This window comes from Streptococcus lactarius (assembly GCF_016642265.1).
In the GTDB taxonomy this organism is placed as follows: Bacteria; Bacillota; Bacilli; order Lactobacillales; family Streptococcaceae; genus Streptococcus; species Streptococcus lactarius.
Genome location: NZ_MRXX01000015.1, coordinates 26,706 through 46,883 on the forward strand (window position 1 = coordinate 26,706; position 20,178 = coordinate 46,883).

Annotated in this window: 17 protein-coding genes; 16 read left to right on the plus strand and 1 reads right to left on the minus strand. The window is 39.7% G+C overall.

Annotated features, from left to right (window positions below; translation table 11 throughout):
• The first annotated feature begins 67 nt into the window (after positions 1-67).
• Both BTU61_RS09205 and ilvD read left to right on the plus strand, forming a co-directional pair.
• Positions 68-1,411 carry an MATE family efflux transporter gene (locus tag BTU61_RS09205; protein WP_200773276.1) on the plus strand — a complete coding sequence of 448 codons (1,344 nt, stop codon included), beginning with the start codon at positions 68-70 and terminating at the stop codon, positions 1,409-1,411.
• Positions 1,412-1,532: 121 nt separating this feature from the next.
• Positions 1,533-3,251 (plus strand): dihydroxy-acid dehydratase, encoded by a 1,719-nt coding sequence (gene ilvD, locus BTU61_RS09210; RefSeq protein WP_200773277.1) that lies wholly within the window; start codon positions 1,533-1,535, stop codon positions 3,249-3,251.
• A gap of 60 nt (positions 3,252-3,311) precedes the next feature.
• Here ilvD and BTU61_RS09215 read toward each other — a convergent pair whose 3' ends face one another.
• Positions 3,312-3,494 carry a 4-oxalocrotonate tautomerase gene (locus BTU61_RS09215; RefSeq protein WP_060553585.1) on the minus strand — a complete coding sequence of 61 codons (183 nt, stop codon included), beginning with the start codon at positions 3,492-3,494 and terminating at the stop codon, positions 3,312-3,314.
• A 114-nt stretch (positions 3,495-3,608) separates the two neighbouring features.
• Between BTU61_RS09215 and BTU61_RS09220 the strand changes: the two genes are divergently transcribed.
• From BTU61_RS09220 to BTU61_RS09285, 14 genes are all read left to right on the plus strand, one after another.
• Positions 3,609-4,193 (plus strand): thymidine kinase, encoded by a 585-nt coding sequence (locus BTU61_RS09220; RefSeq protein WP_200773278.1) that lies wholly within the window; start codon positions 3,609-3,611, stop codon positions 4,191-4,193.
• 21 nt (positions 4,194-4,214) lie between these two features.
• Positions 4,215-4,694 (plus strand): GNAT family N-acetyltransferase, encoded by a 480-nt coding sequence (locus tag BTU61_RS09225; protein ID WP_200773279.1) that lies wholly within the window; start codon positions 4,215-4,217, stop codon positions 4,692-4,694.
• Positions 4,695-4,703: 9 nt separating this feature from the next.
• Positions 4,704-5,786 carry a peptide chain release factor 1 gene (gene prfA / locus BTU61_RS09230; RefSeq protein ID WP_200773280.1) on the plus strand — a complete coding sequence of 361 codons (1,083 nt, stop codon included), beginning with the start codon at positions 4,704-4,706 and terminating at the stop codon, positions 5,784-5,786.
• Positions 5,783-6,613 carry a peptide chain release factor N(5)-glutamine methyltransferase gene (gene prmC, locus BTU61_RS09235; protein WP_200773281.1) on the plus strand — a complete coding sequence of 277 codons (831 nt, stop codon included), beginning with the start codon at positions 5,783-5,785 and terminating at the stop codon, positions 6,611-6,613. The genes prfA and prmC overlap by 4 nt, the downstream gene beginning before the upstream one ends.
• Positions 6,603-7,217, plus strand: coding sequence for an L-threonylcarbamoyladenylate synthase (locus BTU61_RS09240; RefSeq protein ID WP_200773282.1), 615 nt, complete (start codon positions 6,603-6,605; stop codon positions 7,215-7,217). The genes prmC and BTU61_RS09240 overlap by 11 nt, the downstream gene beginning before the upstream one ends.
• The gene (locus BTU61_RS09245; RefSeq protein ID WP_200773283.1) at positions 7,207-7,638 is read left to right on the plus strand and encodes a GNAT family N-acetyltransferase; all 432 of its coding nucleotides are present in this window, start codon (positions 7,207-7,209) and stop codon (positions 7,636-7,638) included. The genes BTU61_RS09240 and BTU61_RS09245 overlap by 11 nt, the downstream gene beginning before the upstream one ends.
• A 77-nt stretch (positions 7,639-7,715) precedes the next feature.
• On the plus strand, positions 7,716-8,972 hold the full coding sequence (glyA, locus tag BTU61_RS09250; protein ID WP_200773284.1) for a serine hydroxymethyltransferase: 1,257 nt from the start codon (positions 7,716-7,718) through the stop codon (positions 8,970-8,972).
• Positions 8,973-8,979: 7 nt separating this feature from the next.
• Positions 8,980-9,954 carry a nucleoid-associated protein gene (locus BTU61_RS09255; RefSeq protein ID WP_200773285.1) on the plus strand — a complete coding sequence of 325 codons (975 nt, stop codon included), beginning with the start codon at positions 8,980-8,982 and terminating at the stop codon, positions 9,952-9,954.
• On the plus strand, positions 9,954-10,556 hold the full coding sequence (locus tag BTU61_RS09260; protein WP_200773286.1) for a lysozyme family protein: 603 nt from the start codon (positions 9,954-9,956) through the stop codon (positions 10,554-10,556). Before BTU61_RS09255 ends, BTU61_RS09260 begins: the two co-directional genes overlap by 1 nt.
• Positions 10,557-10,859: 303 nt before the next feature.
• On the plus strand, positions 10,860-11,654 hold the full coding sequence (locus BTU61_RS09265) for an alpha/beta hydrolase (protein ID WP_386690874.1): 795 nt from the start codon (positions 10,860-10,862) through the stop codon (positions 11,652-11,654).
• A 163-nt stretch (positions 11,655-11,817) separates the two neighbouring features.
• Entirely contained in the window at positions 11,818-12,816 is a 999-nt protein-coding gene (locus tag BTU61_RS09270) for a DUF1002 domain-containing protein (RefSeq protein WP_200773288.1), read from the plus strand.
• Between the two features lie 420 nt (positions 12,817-13,236).
• Complete coding sequence (locus BTU61_RS09275; protein ID WP_200773289.1) at positions 13,237-15,114, plus strand: Eco57I restriction-modification methylase domain-containing protein; 1,878 nt, start codon at positions 13,237-13,239, stop codon at positions 15,112-15,114.
• Complete coding sequence (locus BTU61_RS09280) at positions 15,111-18,359, plus strand: DEAD/DEAH box helicase family protein (RefSeq protein ID WP_200773290.1); 3,249 nt, start codon at positions 15,111-15,113, stop codon at positions 18,357-18,359. Before BTU61_RS09275 ends, BTU61_RS09280 begins: the two co-directional genes overlap by 4 nt.
• Before the next feature lie 90 nt (positions 18,360-18,449).
• Positions 18,450-20,177 carry an McrB family protein gene (locus BTU61_RS09285; RefSeq protein ID WP_244967032.1) on the plus strand — a complete coding sequence of 576 codons (1,728 nt, stop codon included), beginning with the start codon at positions 18,450-18,452 and terminating at the stop codon, positions 20,175-20,177.
• Position 20,178: the final 1 nt, after the last annotated feature.

The window sequence follows — 20,178 nt, forward strand, 5'->3', positions numbered from 1 at the left end:
CTTTTAAGGAAACGTATAGTAGAGTGGAAGAAGGGAAATAATGATGGATTAGAAAAGAGTTAGGATTATGTATGAAACCCACCGTTTTAAAGAACGCCTGCGCTTGTTTATAAGCCTATTTTTACCGATTTTGATTTACCAATTGGCCAATTATTCTGCTAGTTTTGTTGATACAGCCATGACAGGCCAGTACCGGACCCTAGATCTTGCTGGGGTCTCTACAGCCACCAGCCTGTGGAATCCCTTTTTCACCTTTTTGACAGGGATTGTCTCTGCCCTAACGCCGATCGTCGGACATCATCTCGGAAAGGGCAATAAAAATCGAATTGCAGGGGATGTTTACCAATTCCTTTATATGTCTCTAGGGATGGCTATACTCTTAATGGGCTTTGTCTGGGGGATTGCCCCATTAATTCTGACTCGGATCGGCTTAGAAAAGGTCGTGGCTCAGATCGCGGTTCATTATCTATACTATCTTTCGCTTGGTATTTTGCCTTTATTGCTCTTTAGTATCATTCGGACTTTCTTTGATACGTTGGGAATGACGCGACTATCGATGTACTTGATGCTCTTGCTCTTACCTTTGAATGCTTGTTTTAACTATATCTTGATCTATGGGGCTTTTGGCTTTCCTGAGATGGGAGGAGCGGGAGCAGGTCTTGGAACCTCTATGGCCTACTGGGTCTTGCTGGCTATTGCAGTTTTGATCTTGTGCAAGCACCCTAAGGTAGCATCTTTCCAATTGTGGAAGCCGCAACCTTATGATTTTAAAGGGATGAAGGAAGTCTTGCGATTAGGTCTTCCAATTGGAGGAATTGTTTTTGCGGAAGTCATCATCTTCTCGCTGGTTGGCCTGTTAATGGCAAAATTCCCATCACTCACTATTGCTAGTCACCAGTCGGCCATGAATTTTTCAACCTTGATGTATGCCTTTCCGATGAGTATCTCAAGCGCCATGGCCATTATTGTATCTTACGAACTGGGAGCAGGAAGACCAGAAGTGGTCAAACAATATTGCCGATTGGGCCGGCTGACAGCCTTTGGCTTTGCCATTGTCACCCTTGTCTTTCTTTATACCTTCCGCTTCCAACTGGCGGGACTATACGGCAAGGATCCAATCTTTGTGCAGCAAACTGCTATTTTCATGACCTATAGTCTCTTTTTCCAAGTAGCCGATACCTTTGCGGCACCCCTTCAAGGGATTTTGCGGGGCTATAAGGATACAACCGTTCCGTTCTTATTAGGAGTTTTTAGCTATTGGTGTATTTCGATTCCTTTAGGGATTTTCCTTGATCATGTGACCAACCTTGGTCCCTATGCCTATTGGATTGGTCTTATTTCTAGCCTTGTCGTGAGTGGTATTTGCTACCAACTTCGGCTCTGGCAGATCGAAAAAAAGCAAACAAACTAAAGTCTGGGAAACCAGGCTTTTTATGTACCGTAAATAGTATAAATTTTCTGAAAGTTCTTGACAATTGAGGTCAAAGTGGTAAGATTAGGAGGTAGAAATGAAGAACTAGAAGGAGAACAAGATGAGAAGCGATATGATCAAAATGGGGATCGACCGAGCACCAGCGCGTGGTCTCCTCTATGCAACAGGGCAAGTAAAATCAGCAAAAGATATGCAAAAACCCTTTATTGCAATTTGTAACTCCTATATTGATATCGTTCCAGGGCATGTTCACCTGCGTGAATTAGCAGATGTTGCCAAGGAAGCTATTCGCGAAGCTGGTGGAATTCCTTTTGAGTTTAATACCATCGGTGTCGATGACGGAATCGCTATGGGACATATCGGGATGCGTTATAGTTTGCCATCACGCGAGTTGATCGCTGATACTGCTGAAACGGTCATCAATGCCCACTGGTTTGACGGTGTTTTCTATATTCCCAACTGTGACAAGATTACACCAGGAATGATTTTGGCAGCCATGCGGACCAATGTGCCTGCTGTATTTTGTTCTGGTGGACCTATGAAGGGTGGCGTTGACATGACGGGGCATCAAGCGACTCTTTCCAGTTTGTTTGAAGCAGTAGGTACTTATCAAGCTGGTGATATGAGCATGGATGAGCTGGATTTCCTGGAAAAAAATGCTTGCCCAACTTGTGGCTCTTGCTCTGGTATGTTTACCGCCAATTCCATGAACTGTTTGATGGAAGTATTAGGCCTTGCTCTTCCAGGAAATGGTACCATTTTAGCTGTTTCAGATGAACGCCGGGAATTGGTTCGCCAAGCGGCCAAACAATTGGTAGAGAATATTAAAAAAGATATCCGTCCACGGGATGTTGTGACCAAAGAAGCTATCGATGATGCCTTTGCGCTTGATATGGCAATGGGTGGTTCAACCAATACTGTTCTCCATACGCTTGCGATTGCGCGAGAGGCGGGGATTGACTATGATCTCAAAGATATCAATGAAATTGCCAAGAAGACACCTTATCTCTCTAAAATTGCCCCTTCAAGTGTCTACACTATGCATGATGTGCACGAAGCTGGTGGTGTTCCAGCTATTATTAATCAGTTGATTAAAAAAGGAGCTATTAAGGGTGATCGTATTACAGTTACTGGTAAAACCTTGAAAGAAAACGTAGCTGGTGCGGAAATTAAAAATGAAGAAATTATCCATCCAATTGAGCATCCTATTTCACCAGTTGGTGGTTTGTCTATCCTTTACGGAAATATTGCTCAAGATGGAGCGGTTATCAAGGTAGGTGGTGTCGATCCATCTGTGACCACTTTCTGCGGTAAGGCTATTTGTTGCGATTCACAAGATCAAGCCCTTGAGTTGATTGACAATGGAACAGTCAAGAAGGGACATGTCGTTGTCATTCGTTACGAAGGTCCTCAGGGTGGTCCTGGTATGCCAGAAATGTTGGCGCCAACTTCTAAGATTGTCGGACGCGGTCTTGGTAAGGATGTGGCTCTTATTACGGATGGTCGTTTCTCAGGAGCTACTCGTGGGATTGCGATAGGTCACGTTTCTCCAGAAGCAGCAGAAGGTGGTAATATCGCCTTAATCGAAGATGGGGATGAAATCGTGATTGATCTTCCAAATCGTACAATCGAGTTGCTTGTCGATAATGCGACCCTTGCAGAACGTCGTAAACACTTGAAACCGTTCAAATCGAAAATTTCCAGTGGTTGGTTGCGTCGCTACACAGCCTTTGCGAAATCAGCTAATGTCGGTGGAACCTTGATGAGTGATGAAGAATTCGAAGAACGGAAGGCAAAACGTCAAGCACAAGAAAAATAAGCAAAAAACCTTTCCTGCTATGTGAAGTCACAAGCAAGAAAGGTTTTTTTGACGGCAAGATTATTTGGTACGCATTTCACCATGTGGGAAGTAGGTTCCTTCAGGCATATCATTAATGATGACGTGAACAGCTGACTGAGGAGCACCAGTGTTGCGAACAACAGCTTCTGTTACTTCTTTAGCGAGGGCTTTCTTTTGTTCCAAAGTGCGTCCTTCAAATAGGTCAATTCGTACAAATGGCATATGGCCACCTCCTAAATATGTTATAGAACTATTTTATCACATTTTGGAATACAAAGGTCAGCAAAATTATGGTAAAATGATAATGAAACACATTTTAGAGAGAACAGAAGGAAAATGGCACAATTATATTATAAATATGGGACCATGAACTCAGGGAAAACCATTGAGATCTTGAAGGTGGCCCATAATTATGAAGAGCAAGGCAAGCGTGTGGTGATTATGACCTCGGCAATTGATACTAGAGATGGAGTAGGAGTAGTTTCTAGCCGGATTGGTATGAAGCGAGAAGCCGTTGCAATTGAAGAAGGAACAGATATCTTTGGTTTTATTCAGAACCAACCCATCAAACCTTACTGTGTCTTAATCGATGAAGCTCAGTTTTTGAAACGCCATCATGTCTATGATCTGGCAAGAGTCGTTGATGAACTGGATGTGCCGGTGATGGCTTTTGGCCTTAAAAATGATTTTCGAAATGAACTCTTTGAGGGGTCTAAACACCTCCTCTTGTTGGCAGACAAGATTGAGGAGATTAAGACCATCTGCCAATACTGTTCCCGCAAGGCGACCATGGTCTTGCGTACCCAAGCGGGCAAACCTGTCTACGATGGAGAACAGATCCAGATCGGTGGACATGAGACCTATATCTCGGTTTGCCGCAAGCATTATTTTAATCCGGACATACCAACTGAAAGCGTCTAGAACGTTTTAGAGAGAATAGAAATGTCTATTTGTTTAAAAGATATTACAATAGAGAATTATTTTGACGTTTTAAATCTAGAAGTTCATCCAAACCAAAGGAATTTTATTGCATCCAATTCCATTAGTTTAGCTGAAGCCTATGTATATGATAAAATTGGTGATTTTATAGCTCCCTTAGCAGTTTATGATAAGGAAGCATTAATTGGTTTTGTTATGATTACCTATGACCAGAAAATTGGGATCAGCAAGGGAAATTACTTGTTATTTCGTTTTATGATCGATCAACGATTTCAAGGTTTAGGCTATTTTAAACCGACTATGGATGCAGTTATTGACTTTGTTCGAACAGAGCCAGCTGGAAAAGCAACAAGTCTTTGGTTATCTTATGACCCAGAAAATAAACATGCAAGATCTTGCTATCTCCATTATGGATTTAAAGAAACTGGCCAAGTCATAGAAGACGAAATTGTAGCAACCTATGATCTAACAACCAAGAATTAAGGAGCAAATATGAATATCTATGATCAACTACAAGCTGTAGAAGACCGATACGAAGAGTTAGGAGAATTACTGAGTGACCCTGATGTGGTCTCTGATACCAAACGCTTTATGGAGCTTTCAAAAGAAGAGGCTTCCACTCGTGACACGGTAACAGCTTACCGAGAATACAAACAAGTCCTTCAAAACATCGTCGATGCTGAAGAAATGATCAAGGAAGCAGGCGGCGATGCAGATTTGGAAGAAATGGCCAAGCAAGAGCTAAAAGATGCTAAGTCTGAAAAAGAGGAGTACGAAGAAAAACTGAAGATCTTACTTCTTCCAAAAGATCCAAACGATGACAAGAACATTATCTTGGAAATCCGTGGGGCAGCAGGAGGAGACGAAGCCCAGTTGTTTGCGGGTGACCTCTTACAGATGTACCAAAAATACGCGGAAAGCCAAGGTTGGCGCTTTGAGGTCATGGAAGCCTCTTACAATGGCGTTGGTGGGATCAAAGAAGTCGTAGCCATGGTTTCTGGTCAATCGGTCTATTCAAAACTTAAGTACGAATCAGGAGCCCACCGGGTACAACGGGTTCCTGTGACGGAAAGCCAAGGTCGTGTCCATACCTCGACAGCGACAGTTCTGGTCATGCCAGAAATCGAAGAAGTTGAGTATGACATTGATCCAAAAGACCTTCGGATTGATATCTACCACGCATCTGGTGCGGGTGGACAAAACGTCAACAAGGTTGCAACAGCCGTTCGTATCGTTCACTTGCCAACCAATATCAAGGTAGAGATGCAGGAAGAGCGGACGCAACAAAAGAACCGTGATAAGGCCATGAAGATTATTCGTGCGCGTGTGGCTGACCACTTTGCTCAAATTGCCCAAGACGAGCAAGATGCGGAGCGGAAGTCTACAATCGGTACGGGTGACCGTTCAGAGCGGATCCGGACTTATAACTTCCCTCAAAACCGTGTGACTGATCATCGGATTGGCTTGACTCTTCAAAAATTGGATACCATCTTGTCTGGTAAATTGGATGAAGTAGTAGATGCCTTGGTTCTCTATGACCAAACACAAAAACTAGAAGAATTAAACAAAGCATGAAATTAGCTCAAATTTTTAAGGGTTTTGAGGAACAATTAATCACACAAGGAGAGGAAGCTGAAAGCCTCTCTTTTGTCTATCGGAGCCTCAAAAATCTCTCTTTTACAGACTTTATTTTTGCTATTCAGCAGGAAATCACTCCAGAGGAGAAAGAATTTGTAGAAAGTATCTACAAACAACTGGTTGCACATGTACCTGCCCAGTATCTCATCGGACATGCTGAATTCTATGGGATGGAGCTAAAGGTGGATGAGCGAGTCTTGATTCCACGCCCTGAGACAGAAGAGTTGGTTGAGCTCATTCTCACTGAAAATGCCAAGCCAAATCAGTCAGTTTTGGATATTGGTACTGGGAGTGGCGCTATCGCGCTTGCTTTAGCGAAAAATCGCCCAGATTGGCTTGTAACAGCAAGCGATATTTCTCCAGATGCACTGAACTTAGCAAGCGAAAATGCGTCTTTGCAAGATCTAAAAATATCCTTTAAAAAATCTGATTGTTTTGCAGAAATTGCTGAAAATTATGATATAATTGTATCCAATCCCCCCTATATCTCTCGGGCAGATGAGTCGGAGGTAGGCTTGAATGTCCTACATTCGGAGCCCCATCTTGCGCTCTTTGCTGAGGAAGATGGTCTGGCTATCTATCGCAAGATTGCTCAAGAAGCTAAGAATCATCTCCGTGAGGGAGGTAAGATTTACCTTGAAATTGGATACAAACAAGGCCATAGTGTTCCTGCATTGTTTAGGAAATATCTTCCTGAAAAACGTGTGAGGACACTCAAGGACCAGTTTGGTCAAGATAGGATGGTTGTTGTGGATGATGGATAGAATGAAGCAAGAGTTGGAAAATGGTGGAGCAGTCGTCTTGCCCACGGAAACAGTTTACGGTCTTTTTGCTAAGGCTCTAGATGAACAAGCTGTCGAACATGTTTACCAGCTCAAGCGTCGCCCAAAAGACAAGGCGCTTAACCTAAACGTCGCTTCCCTCGAAGCTATCGAATTCTTTTCTAAGAATCAACCGACCTATCTCAAACGATTGGTAGAAGCCTTTTTACCAGGTCCCTTGACCATTATTCTAGAGGCCAACGACAGAGTTCCCTACTGGATTAACTCTGGCCTAAAAACAGTCGGTTTTCGGATGCCCAGTCACCCTATCACGCTTGATCTGATTAGGGAGACAGGTCCCTTGATTGGCCCCTCTGCCAATATTTCCGGTCATGCCAGCGGTATTGTCTTTACAGATATTCTGAAGGATTTTGATCAAGAAGTTTTAGGACTAGAGGATGATGCTTTTCTGACCGGGCAAGATTCGACCATTATGGATTTGTCTGGTGATAAGGTCAAGATTTTACGACAAGGAGCGATCACGCAAGAAGACATTCTTGCTAAGTTACCAGATATTCCTTTTGAGGAGGTAGGATATGCTACGTGAGTTGAAAGTAAGCGATGTCGAAGCTATTTATGAGATAAACAAAGAAGCTTTAGGATATGATTTTAGTCCTGAAAAAACAGCGAATCAGCTGGCTAAGTTATCTCAGGACGTGCATCATTTCTTACTTGGGTACGAGGATTCAAGCAGTCATGAACTACTTGGATATGTCCATGCTGAGGTTTACGAATCGCTTTATTCACAGCCAGGTTTCAATATCTTGGCTTTAGCAGTTCAGCCAGACCATCAGGGTCAAGGCATTGGTAAAAGCTTGCTAGAGGGGTTGGAAATAGAAGCAAAAAGACGGGGTTACGGGTTTATTCGTTTAAACTCTGCCGATCATCGTCTGGGGGCTCATGCATTTTATGAAAAAGTTGGCTATACTTGCGATAAAATGCAGAAACGGTTCATACGCATCTTTTAGTTTATCTCTAATTTCTTTTTAGAATTAGGATACACGACACAACTAAGGGACTAGTCATTTAGTAAAGGAGAAGACCCATGATTTTTGACAAAGACGATTTTAAAGCATACGATGCTGATCTTTGGAATGCCATTACCAAAGAAGAGGAGCGCCAGCAAAACAACATTGAGTTGATTGCTTCTGAAAATGTAGTTTCCAAGGCCGTTATGGCCGCTCAAGGGTCCATTCTTACCAACAAGTATGCCGAAGGTTACCCAGGTCGCCGGTATTACGGTGGGACAGATGTGGTCGATGTGGTCGAAAGCCTCGCCATCGAACGGGCCAAAGAAATTTTTGGTGCTAAATTTGCCAATGTACAACCTCACTCAGGAAGTCAAGCCAATTGTGCGGCCTACATGGCTTTGATTGAGCCAGGAGATACCGTTATGGGTATGGATTTGGCAGCGGGTGGTCACTTGACACACGGTGCTTCTGTGAGTTTCTCAGGTCAAACCTATCACTTTGTGCCTTATAATGTTGATCCTAAAACGGAACTCTTGGATTTTGATGCGATTTTGAAGCAAGCCCAAGAAGTGAAGCCAAAACTCATTGTAGCTGGTGCGTCAGCCTACTCTCACATCATTGACTTCTCTAAATTCCGTGAAATTGCGGATGCAGTAGGAGCCAAGCTCTTGGTTGATATGGCTCATATCGCTGGTTTGGTCGCTGCTGGACTTCACCCAAGTCCAGTACCATACGCCCATATCACAACAACAACGACTCATAAAACCCTTCGCGGACCTCGTGGTGGCCTGATTTTGACCAATGATGAAGAGTTAGCTAAGAAGATTAATTCAGCGATCTTCCCAGGAATTCAAGGTGGTCCTTTAGAACATGTTGTAGCTGCTAAAGCAGTTGCCTTTAAGGAAGTATTAGACCCTGCCTTTAAAGAATACGCTGCGAACGTGATTAAAAACACCCAGGCTATGGCTGAAGTCTTCTTAGAAGATCCTGATTTTCGGATTATTTCTGGAGGGACTGAAAACCACCTCTTCTTGGTTGATGTGACCAAGGTTGTTGATAATGGAAAAGTTGCTCAGAACCTACTAGATGAAGTCAATATTACTTTAAACAAAAATTCTATTCCGTACGAAACCTTGTCTCCTTTTAAGACAAGTGGAATTCGTATCGGATCTGCAGCCATTACTGCGCGTGGATTTGGTGAAAATGAAAGTCGTAAAGTCGCTCACTTGATCATCAAAGCTCTAAAACACGCTGAAAATCCAGCTGTACTGGAAGAAGTGAGAGGAGAAGTCAAAGCCTTGACAGATGCCTTCCCACTCTATGAGGACTAATCATTTTATGGATATCTATATTCAAAAAGCAATCATTCATCAGTTCCGTCCGGATGATACAGACTTGGTTTTAGCAGATAAGTTTCTCAATATTACTCCAAAAATTGAAGAATATCTACGTAGAAAAGTGGAGCGTGTGTATTCTGATGAAGCAAAGACTGGGATTTTCGAAGAAGGAAATCCCTTCTTCCATCACATCACGGATGATCTCTTAGAAACATCTGTTACCCTAGCCAATCTTTGGAAAGAAGAGTTCAGTATTTCTGAAAATCAAAAGACCAATGATTTGGTCTATGTCCAATTTTCGAAAGAAGGAGTGGCACATTTTGCCTTCCTACGAATTGCATTGCGTGAAACCTTGACTCACTTAGGTGGTGAGGTGGACAATCCAATCAAGCTCACTCAGAACAATCTACCAGGTTTTGGAACTGGAGCAGATGAAGCTTTAGTAGTCAATCTTGAAAGCCGTAAGTACCATTTGATTGAGAAACGCATCAAGTACAACGGTACCTTCTTGAACTATTTTTCTGAGAACCTTTTGCAGGCTCAGCCAAAGATTTCACCCAAGAAGTCTATCAAGGAACTGGAGAAGACAGCTCAACGTATCGCAGAGAGCTTTAACTCCGATGATTTTCAATTCCAATCCAAGATGAAGTCAGTGATTTTCAATCACATCGAAGAAGACAACCAATTGTCGCCTGAAAAATTGGCCGATGATCTCTTTGACAATAACCTGACAGCCCGACTGAGATTTATTGATCAGGTCAAGGAAGCTGTTCCAGAGCCTGTCCGTTTTGAAGAGATCGATGCCAGTCGTCAGCTTAAGAAATTTGAAAATCAGAAACTTTCCTTGTCAAACGGAATCGAACTCATCGTTCCAAATAATGTCTATCAGGATGCGGAATCCGTGGAATTCATTCAAAATGAAAATGGAACCTATTCCATTCTGATCAAAAATATTGAGGATATACAAAGTAAATAATGATAAAACGCATACTCAAGGTCATCTTTTTCATCTTTATCATCTTTGGAATTTTTAAGGGAATTCAGATCCACCATGATGTCAAACAAGTCCTACAATACCGCTCTTTCGTTCGGGAGGCCCTTGCGAATGAGGATACCACGGCTAATGAGAATCTGATCTTAGCCATGATCTATACTGAAACAAAGGGGCGAGAGGACGATCTGATGCAAGCCAGTGAGAGTGCTAGTGGAGAGACCAACACCATCAGTGATAACAAAGCCAGTATTCGTCAGGGGATTCAGACACTTTCAGATGACTTAAAAGAGGCCAAGAAAAAAGGAGTAGATAGTTGGACGGCTGTCCAAGCTTATAATTTTGGAAAAGACTACATTGATTACGTGGCTAAGCACGGTGGCACCAACTCTCTCGAATTGGCACGTGCCTATTCGCGGGATGTAGTGGCTCCTAGCCTTGGCAACGTGACTGGTAAAACTTATCTATATCTACATCCAATTTCTCTCTTAAATGGGATGGAGCTCTATGTAAATGGGGGCAATATCTATTATTCTCGCTTAGTAGAGACGAATATGACCATTATGAACTTATTCTCATGGTTTTAATCAATTAAGTCAGAGAGAGTGGGACAGAAATCGTTCATTCGTTAGAATTTGATTTCGTCGTCCCACCTCCTCNNCCACCGCGTCTTACTCGACAATCCAAAAAACAAGAAGAGGCTTGGACTTTTGTCCCAGCCTTTCTTTTAATCGTTAAATCTTTTTGTGTATTTTGGCTCTTTCATTCTCAATCTTTTGAAATCATTGAATGCCTATGATAAAATACTAGTTAGTTATAAAATAACTAAGGAGTTTCTATTGAACAAAAAATCATTCTATGGGCTGCTTCTTGGGCTGGTGCTTTTATGTATCGCCATTTATGGGAAGTCTCAACAAAAAACACAGCTGGATTACACAAATTACCAACAAATCACGCGTCCTACCTTATTTTTTCATGGTTATGGCTCGAGTGCCAATGCAGAAAAACACATGACAGATGCAGCAAAAAAAGCAGGGGTAACACAAACTATCATCACTGCAAACGTGGCTGACGACGGACAGGTAAAGCTGACAGGGACCATTCCAAAAGGTGCGGTCAATCCAATTATCAAAGTGGAGTACCAAAACAATCGCACACCCGATCCAAAAGTCATCAGCCATTATGCCTATCAGGTTGTCAAAAAGCTTCAAGAGACCTATCATTTTAAAGAGATGAACGTCGTCGCTCATTCTATGGGAAATATGTCCGTCTTATATTATCTTCTGGAACATGGAAGTGATGAGAATCTGCCAAAAATTGTCAAGCAGGTCGCCATTGCCAACCATGTCGCTGGACTCGAAGGGATGAATTTACCCCAAGGTTTGGTTCTAGATTCACAAACAGGTAAGCCCTCAGCAATGAATGAGCAGTACCAACAGCTTTTAGCTCTTCGGGAAGTCTATCCAGAAAATCAGATCGATGTACTGAATATCTATGGAGATATCGGAGGGGAAACGGATGGATCTGTTCTCAATATTTCTTCAAAAGCCCTTCGTTACCTAGTAGCAGAACGTGCAAAAAGCTACCGTGAAGAACAGATTGATGGCAAAGGAGCTCAGCACAGCCAACTTCATGAAAATCCAATAGTAGATAAGTTGTTGATCCAGTTTCTTTGGGGAAAATAAATATGTCATCCTTTCTTAAAAGAGCTGTAAGCAAGTTTTAAGAAACAAACAGTATAATGAAAACTGAAGTGAGAGACCTCTTTATTGGCTTCTTTTTTCATCTCTTGCGAGGCGAGAGGCTTGAGAATTTTTTTCTTATTATGTGTTTAGAAAGAAGAGAAAGATGAAATTTAAAAAAATTGCAATGCTTGCGGCAAGTGCTTTTGCCGTATTTTCTGTTGTCCCCCATGTTTCTGCAGATACAAACGTGCAAAAAGTCATTGATGAAACCTACGTCAAACCCGACTATGTTCTCGGCTACTCACTAGACCAAAGTCAAATCGAGCAAACTTTGAGTCTCTTGAACTACGATGGTTCGAAAGATAAAGAAGAGTGGAAGACCATGACACCAGAGGTTTACTCTTCGATTATGAACGTTGCAAACGATGATAGTTTGGAACTTTATTCCTCTGTTAAAATTCAAAAGCTAGGCAAAAACAAGCCACTAGAAGTGAATATCGTGACACCTCAAAACATCACCAAAGTTACCGCAGATATGTATCGTAATGCAGCAGCTACGCTGGGACTTGAGCATGCACAAATTACAGTCGCATCTCCTGTCCAAGTAACGGGAGAAAGTGCCTTGGCTGGTATTTATTACTCATTGGAAAAAAATGGCGCAAAAGTCTCGCAAGAAAGCAAAAACCTCGCTCAGGAAGAGTTGACTACCCTAGCAGGGATTAATGAAGAAAATGCAGGGAAGAAAAACTTTGATGCTGACAAGTTAAATGTGGCCCTCACCGATATCAAAACTGCAGTAGCCAATGCTAAAAATAACAAGAAGGATTTGAGCAAGGATGATATCCAAAAGATTGTCGAAGAAACGCTCAAGAATTATAAACTAGATGGTGCCATGTCCTCCAAACAGATCAATTTGATCATCAACTTTGCGGTTAATCTTTCAAAAAGTAACGTCGTCAGTAACAAAAACTTTACAAAGACCCTGACTGATTTGAAGGATAGCATTGTCGATAAAGCAGGCGATACCTTTAACAATATCAATCTCAATTTTGATGCAAATCCTATTATGAAAGACAGTGGCAACTTCTTTACAAATGTGTGGAACGCCATCGCCGGATTCTTCGTTGGGATTTGGAATGCCATTGTTAAATTCTTTAGTTGATTAGAAAAGCTTTAAATCTTAAAAATGACAACATTTCCTTTATAGTGTTCAGTGATAAATTATTCACTGGACCTATGAGGAATTTTTTTATTAACTTATTTTATTACTGAATCAATAGATATCTAAATGAAGATGGAAGTATTGATTAAATTTGAAAATTGAAATAATCGGTAGTAATGAGGAAGTATCCTAAAATTGTATCGGAGAAAGATGTATAACAGCAAAATTGTAATGTTTATTTTAGCACAAAAAAATGTACTTTACACTAGAAGTTAGACACAAAAACACATTGGGATAAGTATCTCAGTGTGTTTTTGTGGTAAAATATAGAAGATTAGTAAGAAAGACAAACATTCAATTAAGTATATTGAATGTTTCAATTTGATTTAATAACACATAGAAAACGAGAAAGGTTGCTTTATGGCAATAGATATTAGTGAAGAACAGTTGGTTTTGGAGTCGGCTGACTTATTAAAAATTCTTTTAAAAGATCGAACGACAAAGAAAAATATTGTTTGGGCGACACATTCTTATGAATTGTTGGGAAAGGGGTTTGCTCCAAGTGATCGCATCACTCCAAGTAGGGTGACGGGAACCTATGCAAACTTAATTCAACCTCGTTCAGAAAAGTCCAAGTATGAGCAAAAAGACAGAACCAAGATTAGAGCCGAAGTTTTTACGCCAACTTGGTTAGTTGAAAAGCAAAATGGTTACGTGGAAACTGAACTTGAAGCTCTGGATCTTGAAGATTATATCCAAGTGCGCTGGCTAGAAATCACCTGTGGTGAAGCACCTTATATGGTAACGCGATATGATACAGTGACCGGTGAGGAAATTCCATTAGCTGAGCGAGTTGGTTTTGTTGATAGAAAATTGCAGCGCATTAGTCGTGAGGTCTCAGATGAAGCTACCTTCTATGAACTCGTAAAAAAAGCTTATCGAGCTTCTTATGGTTATGAGTATCAAGGAGATTCGCTGCTTTTGGCGCGTGAAAATCTTTTAGCAACCTTTGAGGACTACTATCTTGCAAAGACTGGGAATCAACCGACCTTAGAGCAGAAGAAAGAGATCGCAACCATTATCTCTTACAATGTCTTTCAGATGGATGGATTGAATAAAATCAGTCCTTACTCAGCTACACAAAAGAAATCTCAACAGCTAAGCTTGTTTTCAGATGAGCTGGAAGTAGAACAAGCAGAAGAATCTAAAACCCAAATCAAAGACTGGAAAAAGAATAAAATGATAGGTTTTGAGCGCCTATCTAGTGAGGAAAGTGAAATGAAATTTGATGTCGTGATAGGAAATCCGCCTTACCAAGAAGAAGCACAGGGAACAAGTACGAGTGATGACCCTGTATACCATCTGTTTATAGATGAAGCGAGTAAAATTTCAGATAAATCAATCTTAATTACACCAGCAAGATTTTTATTCAATGCTGGAAAAACACCCAAATCATGGAATAAAAAAATTCTTAGTAGCAAACATTATAAGGTGTGTTATTATAAACAAAATAGTTCAGAAGTTTTCGTTGGGACTGACATAAAGGGTGGTGTAGCAATTACCTATTATGATGCTCAAAAGATTCAAGGCCCTATAGGTACATTTACTCATTTTAAAGAACTTAATAGTATATTAAAAAAAGTTGAGAAACATTATGACTTTAGATCAATAATGGAAATCATTTATACACAGTCAAAATTTGATTTAGATAAACTCTACGAAGATTATCCTAATTATAAAAATTTAATTGGCAGTAATGGTAAAGATAAGCGACTAAGAAAACCAATTTTAGGAAGACTTGATATTTTTTCTGAACAAGAAACAGAGAATAGTTTTAAAATTTTAGGTAGATTAAACAATGAAAGAGTTTATCGTTATATTCCTAAAAAATATATAGCTTCACATGAAAATCTTTTGAAATATAAAGTTCTAGTACCTGCTGCTAACGGCAGTGGGGCGATTGGCGAAGTCCTATCGACCCCACTCGTGGGTACCCCACTCGTGGGTTTCACAGATACTTTTATCTCTTTTGGTGCATTTGATACCGAAAGTGAAGCAAAAGCTATGTTGAAATACATAAAGTCTAAATTTGCTCGATCAATGCTTGGGATTTTAAAAATTACCCAAGATAATACCAAAGATAAATGGCAATACGTTCCACTCCAAGACTTTACGGTCAATTCGGACATTGATTGGACACAATCAGTGGCTGATATTGACCGTCAGCTTTATCAAAAATATGACCTTTCCCCTGAGGAAATTACCTTTATTGAGACGCATGTAAGGGAGATGGATTGATGGTAGAAATTAAAACTTCTAAAGAGATTCATCCTAAAATCTATGCTTACACAACACCGACTGTAACCAGTAATGAGGGCTGGATTAAGATTGGTTATACGGAGCGTGATGTCACTCAACGGATTAAAGAACAAACGCATACTGCTCATATAGAAACAGATGTCTTATGGACTGGGGATGCAGCCTATACGGAAGAACCTGATAAGGGAAAGACTTTTAAGGACCATGATTTCCACCATTTCCTTTCTTTCCATGATGTGGAACGTCGTCCTAAGACGGAATGGTTCTATTTTAATGGAACTCCTGAAAAATCTAAAAATCTCTTCGATAAGTTTGTTCAGCATGATTTGTCAGGTTATCAGTCTGGCCAAGGACAGGACTATACTCTGCGACAAGAGCAAGAAGAAGCAATTTCTAAAACCTTAGCTTATTTCAAGAATCATCCAGGAGGCAAGTTCCTCTGGAATGCCAAGCCACGTTTTGGTAAAACCTTATCTACCTATGATCTAGCTCGTCGAATGGATGCTGTCAATGTCCTGATTGTTACAAACAGACCTGCCATTGCCAACTCATGGTATGATGATTTTGAAAAATTCATAGCAGGCCAAACGACTTACAAGTTTGTTTCAGAGTCAGACAGCCTTAAAAATCGCCCAACCTTGTCACGTAAAGAATTTGTTAGTATTTTAGATGACGATGTAAGACAACTTGCTTTTATCAGTCTCCAAGACTTGAAAGGCTCTGCTTATCTAGGTGGAGAGCACAATAAACTCAAATGGGTCACTGATCTACATTGGGATTTGTTGGTTATCGATGAAGCTCACGAAGGAGTAGATACCTTCAAGACAGATCAGGCCTTTAATAAAATCCGTCGAAACTTTACCTTGCATCTATCAGGAACTCCATTTAAGGCGTTAGCTAAGGGAGAATTTACCGAGGAGCAGATCTACAACTGGTCTTATGCTGATGAACAGTCTGCTAAATCTACTTGGTCTCCTGAACAAGAAGAGGAAAATCCATATGAAAGTTTGCCTCAGTTAAATCTCTTTACCTATCAAATGTCTCAGATGATTGGAGAGGAGTTAGACAAAGGGGCTCAACTAGACGGCGAAAATATCGACTATGCTTTTGACTTGAGTGAATTTTTCGCTACAGATGATAAAGGGAAATTTATCCATGAGCAAGATGTCAGAAATTGGTTAGATACTCTATCAAGCAATGAAAAATATCCATTTTCAACCAAAGAACTTCGGAACGAACTCAAGCATACTTTTTGGCTCTTAGAACGTGTAGCCTCAGCTAAAGCATTAAAAGCACTGCTAGAGGAACATCCCATCTATGAAAACTATGAGATTGTGTTAGCTGCTGGTGACGGGCGTATGTCCGAGGATGACGATAAAGTCAAACTCAAATCCTTGGACTTGGTTAGAAAAGCGATAGCAGAGAATGACAAAACCATTACCCTCTCCGTTGGTCAGTTGACGACAGGTGTGACGATTCCTGAATGGACAGGCGTATTGATGTTATCAAACTTGAAATCACCTGCCCTTTATATGCAAGCTGCCTTCCGCGCTCAAAATCCATACTCATGGAGCGATAGCAAAGGAAATCACTTCCGCAAAGAAAGAGCCTATGTATTTGACTTTGCGCCAGAAAGAACCCTGATTCTCTTTGATGAGTTTGCGAATAATTTATCGCTTGCAACTGCAGGAGGTGGTGGAACTTCCGCAACTCGCGAAGAAAACATTAGAGAATTACTAAATTTCTTCCCTGTCATAGCAGAAGACCGTGCTGGTAAGATGGTTGAAATTGATGCTAAGGCAGTTCTGACTATACCGCGTCAGATAAAAGCTAGGGAAGTCCTCAAACGAGGGTTTATGTCCAATCTCCTTTTCGATAATATCAGTGGCATTTTCCAAGCAAGTCAAACCGTTCTAGACATTTTAAACGAACTACCAGTTGAAAAGGAAGGGAAATTACAAACACCATCTAATCTACTAGATTTTTCAGATGTTACAGTAGATGATGAAGGCAATGCAGTTATTGACCATGAAATCGTGATCAATCAACAAACGCGACTTTTTGGTGAAAAAATTTATGGACTTGGTGAGTCTGTTGCTGAATTAGTCACAAAAGATGAGGAACAAACTCAAAAACAGCTGGTCAATGACTTGAGCCAGACAGTTTCTTCGGTAATTGTAGAAGAATTGAAAGCTGGATATGATCTGAAAACTCGTGAAACAGACCACATCAAGAAACAAATTGCAGTAACATTTGAGAATGAAGTTCGAAAAAATGAGATAGAACGCAAAATTACTGAAGCTCATATCAAGGAAGAGTTGCAGCAACAGCTCAAGGAAGTAAATGATGAGGAGCAGAAAGATAAGATTCATGAAGATTTTGAAAGACGAATAGAAGAAAATAATCTCATCCACAAAGAAAAACTGGAACATACACTCAAAAATGAAGTGGAAAAAATGCCTGAGAAGTTTATCGAACAGGTTGAGGTCAAACGTGTGGAACAGTTGAAACAATCAGCTCAGGATGAGATTCGCGATCACCTTCGAGGCTTTGCACGAACAATCCCTAGTTTTATCATGGCCTATGGCAATCAATCTCTAACTCTTGATAATTTTGACACCTTTGTTCCTGATCATGTCTTCTTTGAAGTAACGGGGATCACGATTGACCAATTTCGTTATTTGAGAGATGGTGGTCAAGATTTTGCCGGGCATCTCTTTGATCGAGCAACATTCGATGAGGCGATTCAGGAATTTCTTCGTAAGAAAGAGGAGTTGGCGGATTATTTTAAAAATCAAAAAGAAGATATTTTTGACTATATTCCACCACAGAAAACTAACCAGATTTTCACTCCTAAACGTGTGGTGAAGAGAATGGTAGATGAGCTTGAAAAAGAAAACCCAGGAATCTTTGATGATCCATCTAAGACATTTATTGATTTATACATGAAGTCAGGTCTCTATATTGCAGAGCTTGTTAAACGACTATATAATAGCAAAGGCTTGAAAGATTCATTTCCAAATTCTGAAGAACGCTTAAAACATATCCTAGAAAATCAAGTTTATGGATTTGCTCCTTCAGAAATTATCTATAACATTTCCACTAATTTTATTTTTGGAAATCTCTCTCAAGACATCAGTAGAAGGAACTTTGTTTTAGAAGATACCATTCCATCTGCCAAAGAAGGGAAAATCCAAGAATTGGTAGATAAATATTTTGGGTAGGATAGTTATTGATTGTAATTAAAACTTATGAATTGAACAAAGATTTTTTGTATATAAAATAAAAAATAGTGGTACAAAAGGATGTAATATGTGAATATGGGTAAATTAGAAAAGTATGAATTAACAATATCTAGTAATGAGATTAAGTCAACGGATAGCCGCTTCACAATGGATGATTTAAGCTTGGGAGACAATTACGAATTTTTAGATGTGTTCTTTATAAATTCAAATGATGAAATAATTAGAAGAAATAAAAAAAAGAGAGAAAGAAACAAGTCTAATCAGGTTTTACCTCGTCTAGCATGTCAAATATTCGAAAAAAAAATATTGGAACTTTCAAAAAAGGATAGAGAAAATTTTCCGGTGTGTCAATATAATCCATCTAGTCCGATGATTAGAGGCATATTTTCTAGTGAATCTGAATTCAAAAGGAAAAGAAATACAATTGAATATGTTGGCTATCATTGTGAGGGCGACTCTACTCTATTTTTTTACTGTTGGAACATATTTTCAACTCTCATATTTGTAAAGGAATGTTTGAAGAGATTTGGGACTGAAGCTGATAAATTTATTTTAGTTTATAAAGACAAAGACGGGGAGAATGAAGCTATGGAGTCTAATTTACAAATAATGGCTATAGAGGAACATATAAGGAGTTATTCCGATCTTTTATTATCTTCAAAAAACATAGTATTTCGAGGAGCACCAGGAACTGGTAAAACCTATCTTTCTAAACAGATTGCAGCAAATATTGTTTCTAACGGTAGAACTAGTGATATTAATAGTCTTTCACAGGATGAAATCAATCAAATTGATTTTGTTCAATTTCATCCTTCATATGATTACACTGATTTTGTTGAAGGATTTCGTCCTTCAGAGGCAGAGAATAATCAAATTGGTTTTACTCTAAAACCTGGGAAGTTCAAAGAATTTATTGGAAAAGCCCAAAAATTTGAGACTGAAGACCGTCAAGATAACTTTGCTCAAGCATGGGGTAAATTTTTTGAAGCAGTTACTGAAGCGATGGAAACTTCACAAGGGTATAATGAATTAAAAACATTGACTGGTAAGCCAATGGGGAATATAGTTTCTTATGATAACAATGGTGTACAAGGCATCTTCAAAAAAGGTACCACCCAATATCTTAATTATAATCAAATATATAATGTTTATAGAGGTTTACCAGGTGTTCCAGAAGGGGGATTTGACAATTATAGAAAAGCAGTTGTTAAACACTTGAAAGAAAAGTTTGGACTTGAAGATTATATTGTTGGTGAAGTTAAGAACGATAAAGATAAGTTTGTCTTTATCATTGACGAGATAAACCGTGGTGAAATTTCAAAGATTTTTGGAGAACTCTTCTTTTCTATAGATCCAGACTATCGTGGAATTAAAGGAGCAGTAAGCACACCTTATAATTCTGAGGAAAAGTTATATATACCTGAAAATGTTTATATTATAGGGACAATGAATGATATAGACCGTTCAGTTGAAACATTTGATTTTGCAATGAGACGTAGATTTACTTTTGTGGAAATTACAGCAGATAATTCTGCTCAAAATATGGGTCTTAATGAAGAAACAAAAGAAATAATGCATCGATTAAATAATGCAATTGTTGATGAAGGACATTTAACTCAAGATTATCAGATTGGTGCTAGTTATTTTAAGAATCTTGATGAAGGAACACTATCAATAAAAAATCTTTGGGATTATAAGTTAAAACCACTATTAAATGATTATTTCCGTGGTGAAAGATTAGCTAATGATAAGATGAGAGCCTTGGAAAACGCTTATTTTGGAACTAGTGAGGACTAGT